The sequence below is a fragment of the Nostoc sp. CHAB 5715 genome, assembly GCF_020829685.1.
In the GTDB taxonomy this organism is placed as follows: Bacteria; Cyanobacteriota; Cyanobacteriia; order Cyanobacteriales; family Nostocaceae; genus Nostoc.
Map to the genome: position 1 here is coordinate 1 of NZ_JAIVFR010000636.1, position 4,508 is coordinate 4,508.

General features: G+C 40.7%; 2 protein-coding genes. One reads left to right on the plus strand and one right to left on the minus strand.

Annotation, left to right across the window (positions count from 1 at the left end; all coding sequences use genetic code 11):
* Positions 1-2,567, plus strand: a 2,567-nt coding sequence (locus LC574_RS27875) for a CHAT domain-containing protein (RefSeq protein WP_229456910.1), incomplete at its 5' end; no start/stop codon positions are given.
* 10 nt (positions 2,568-2,577) lie between these two features.
* Here LC574_RS27875 and LC574_RS27880 read toward each other — a convergent pair.
* A complete protein-coding gene (locus tag LC574_RS27880) occupies positions 2,578-3,423 on the minus strand; it encodes a DUF928 domain-containing protein (protein WP_229456911.1) in 846 nt (281 codons plus the stop codon).
* Positions 3,424-4,508 lie beyond the last annotated feature (1,085 nt).

Genomic DNA, 4,508 nt, shown 5'->3' on the forward strand with positions numbered 1-4,508 from the left:
TATTTACCCTTGCTGTTTTCCTGACTATTATCCCTAGCACATTCGCTAAACAACAAAAGATAAATTCACCAAACGGGTTTCACATTCCAATCAATAAACCCCCAGCCACAATACCACAGAAACTTCTTGAGCAAGGAGAAGCACTCTATCAAACTGGACGCTTTACTGAAGCAGTAAATGTTCTACAAGAAGCTGTCCGTACCTATCAACGAGAAAGCAATAACCTCGCACAAGCCGCAGCGCTGACTAACCTCTCTGTTGTATACCAGCAACTCGGTTCCTGGAAAGAAGCTTATGCAACTATTGACAATAGCTTAAATTTACTTGGCTGGGATAAGATAAATCAAAAGTTAAATGTCAACAATCCAAAATCTGAATTGTTAGAAATTCTTGCACAAACTCTAAATATTCAGGGCGAATTGCAACTAGCACAGGGACAAACTGATGCATCTATAAAAACATCACAACAAGCAGAGCAAATCTGGAAGAAATTAGATGATACTGCTGGAGTAACGCGCAGCCGTATTAACCAAGCACAAGCCCTACGAATTGCTGGTTTTTACCGCCGTAGCTCGAATATATTAGAGGAAGTATCCAAACAGTTACAAGCTCAACCTGATTCTCTTGTAAAAGTAATAACTTTGCGATCGCTTGGCAATGTCTTACAACAATTAGGCGAACTTGAGTCATCCCAGACAAGCTTACAACAAAGCTTAGAAATCGCTCAACGTCTGCAACTGCCTCTAGAAATTAGTTTGACGGAATTTAGTCTTGGTAATACTGCTAGGTCGTTAAGTAATATTAAAGGTGCGATCGCTCATTATGAAAATGCTGCAAAAATTGCACCAAACCCTTTCACCAAAGTTCAAGCCCTGATTAATCAGCTGAGTTTGCTTGTCGAAAACGAACGCATCACTGAAGCAAAGTCATTAATACCCACAATCCAATCTCAAGTCCCCAATCTGCCTACCAATCAAGCTGGTATTTATGCACGGATCAATTTGGCTCAGACTTTGACCACAATTGGTAATAAAAAAGACATTGCAGAGATTCTGGCAAGTAGCGCTCACCAAGCCAAAATGATCGGCGATGAACGTACCGAATCCTATGCACTGGGCAGCTTGGGAGAAGTTTACGAGCAGAACCAACAATTGCAAGAAGCACAGGATTTGACGCAGCAAGCGTTGTTTCTGGCTCAAAAAATTGATGCCTCAGATATAGCTTATCGCCTTGAGTGGCAGTTAGGACGTTTGCTCAAAGAACTGGGAAATATGCCAGCCGCCATATCTGCTTATGATGCTGCTGTAACAACTCTTCAGTCTCTTCGCAGCGATTTAGTTGCGGTTAATCGAGACGTGCAGTTCAATTTTCGCGATCGCATAGAACCTCTTTATCGGCAGTCTGTAGAGTTGATTTTACAAGAGAAAGGACAAGGAAAACCAGATTTAGATAAAGCACGTCAGCGAATAGAAGCCTTGCAAGTTGCAGAACTCGATAATTTTTTTCGAGAAGCTTGCTTGAGCAACCAATTTGTGGTATTGGACAAAGTAGTAGACCGCGACAACCCGAATACTGCTATTTTCTACCCGATTATCCTAGATAACTATTTAGAAATTATCATCAAACTTCCCAAGCAACCGTTGATTCATAAAACTTCTCAAGTCAACCGTCAGCAAGTAGAGCAAGTTATTACAGAAATACGAAAGACAATAGTCCAACCCGATGCTAATCAGAAATTTAAAGCAGTTTCTCAACAGCTTTATAACTGGTTAATTAAACCAGTTGAAACAGACCTTAAAAATAGTAAAGTTAATACTCTAGTCTTTATTCCAGATGGGTTATTGCGAAATATCCCGATGTCTGCATTATATGATGGCAGAGAGTATTTAGTCCAAAAATACTCTGTAGTTATTAGCCCAGGACTGCAACTATTTACTCCTAAACCTTTAGCACAGAAAAAATTAAATGCTCTTGCTGGAGGACTATCACAACCACCCAAAAATGAAAAGTTTGCACCACTTCCCAACGTTAAGATTGAACTGAAATTAATTCAGGAATCAGGCGTATCGACAACTACATTATTGGATGAAAATTTTACCAGTACGACTTTAGCGAAAACCATCAACGCTCAAGCTTTTAGAGTTGTTCATTTGGCAACTCACGGGCAATTTAGCTCTAAAGCAAAAGACACTTTTATCTTAGCAGCTGATGGACGCATCAATGTGAGTGAATTAGATAGCTTGCTCAAAAGTAGAGAGCAAAAACGAACAGAGCCACTTGAATTACTTGTTTTGAGTGCTTGCGAAACAGCAGCAGGAGATAACCGAGCTGCATTGGGATTAGCAGGAGTTGCCCTGCGTGCTGGTGCGCGGAGTACTTTAGCCTCCCTATGGCAAATTGGCGATAACTCTACAGCTTTATTTATTGATGAATTTTACCGACAATTAATGACTGGTAAAACTACGGCAGAGGCTTTACGCTCTGCTCAATTAAAACTGCTCAAAGCTCCCGAATACAACCGTCCCATGTACTGGGCCCCCTACGTATTAGTTGGTAATTGGTTGTAGAGATTGAGGATTATTGACGGTTGGTTGAATTCACTAAAGGAGCCGTAGCAATATTACTCAAACTAACTGACCCTAATAAACTTTGCCAATCTTCTTCAACAGATGGATCTCGACGATTAGCAAGGCGTAATTGTGCCAGCATATTTAAAGCGTTGAACCAAATACCTTCTTTGGCATAGATAACAATTTTCTGCTGGGGATCAGTTGCAGCTGCTAATTCCTGCATCACACGAGTATTTAAATTGATTCTTTGAATGTCTCCTTCTACATACACAGGAACACTTGCTGTTTGCTGCTGGCATCTGACTTTTAAATACCAGCGATATGTTTTACCTACTTCTAAGGATGTAACATTCTCAGGGAGAGAAATACCAATGACACTGGGCTTTGGAGGTAGTGCGATCGCATTTCTGTAAACATCTTTGCCTTCACTATCCTGTAAGCTAAACTCAGCGTTGGAGGTAGACAAATCCTGAGTGTAAGGAACGTAAAACCAAAATGTAGGCCGTTCAGAGGTGGTTAACCCCTCTACAATCCCGATAACTGATTTATCCGTCTGTTTGCTAACCTTTTGTTCCTCTTGAAATGGTACTAAAGCAGTAAGAGCAGTTGCTACCACAGGACAATTATCCCGACTACCCATTCCTGCTCTACGCCCAGATATAGGACTTAAGCGAGCAGGTACTTTTGGCAAAACAAAAACTGGTCGAGGGGTACGTTGTTGGGGTGAAGCAGGTGTCTTAACTGGTTGTACAGGCTGCTTAGTAGTTGATGGTTGTCTAGTTTGGGCTATAACTTGTCCCGGATATTGGGTAGTGCTGCTCAATATCAGAGCAGTTGTTAAGATCCATTTCATTGACTTAACAAAGTACGATTTTTGCTTTTTACAAAAAAGGCAGGAGTTAGGAGGCAGGGGGCAGGAGGTTTGGAGTATTAATTAAAACTTTAGTTCTGGGTCTAAAGCCCAGTTAACATACATAATTATACTGAAACTCTTAAGAACGAGGTATAAAACATCCTTGTTTCAACTCATCTTTTTAAGGGTGGGTTCCTCAAGCCGGACTGCCTTCGACCTCCTGCCTCCTAAATATCGTTATCATAAAGGTCAGCGTAGCACTTTATTAAAGAAAAGGCGATTTTTTTGGAAATAAATGGAATTTAACTAACGAAGTCAACAATTATATTTTACGGCTTATGTGAGTTGGAGTCTGGAAAGGCGTAAATACGTTAACATGGCTAAACATCTTGGCTAAACCGTAGCCTGAAACCCTTGCTATAGCTTGGGCGTTTTTAATTCACATAAGGCGTATTTTTCTAATTGAAACCTTACTGATTTATGTTCTTAATACAACCACCTCCTTTCTACAAGAGTTTGTTGCTCCTTTAAACACCGCCACATACTTTCCACTGAACACTTTCTGCCACCGCCTCCCACAGCGCACCTCCAGGAATCCCCCTAGCTGGCGTAGAGCTTAAAACTGTGCCATAACTCATGAATTGCCTGATGCAACCCAGTGTAAGCATTAGTTCAAAAGAGCGATCGCATCACTTTATTTTGTCTGATTCCCTTTAGCTTTTACTATCGATAAATACCTGAATCTATATAATAGCTACAGCAGTATCAACACATTCGCCAATACCGCTATTTGCCGCGCTAGTACGGCGTGGCGGAAATAAAGCTACCATTAAAAATGGTAAAAAAGCCGAGAATGTAAGTCTTTTGACTTCCAGAAAGCGATACTAAGGTTTTGTTTTATAATTAGAAATTTTGCATTTCCCATTGCTTATGAAGCTACGCTCATATATGCTTGTAGGGTTTTTTCTTAGCCTTTTGCTAAGTATTGTGCCTCTTTGGGGCAATTTCACCAATGCTGCAACACCAACAGCTGTCTCATTCACCCAAGGGGTACAAAAAACGGTATTAGACAACGGCTTAACAGT

Coding starts and splice junctions, on each gene's coding strand:
- LC574_RS27880 (WP_229456911.1), bottom strand. CDS start 3,423: ATGAAATGGATCTTAACAACTGCTCTGATATTGAGCAGCACTACCCAA.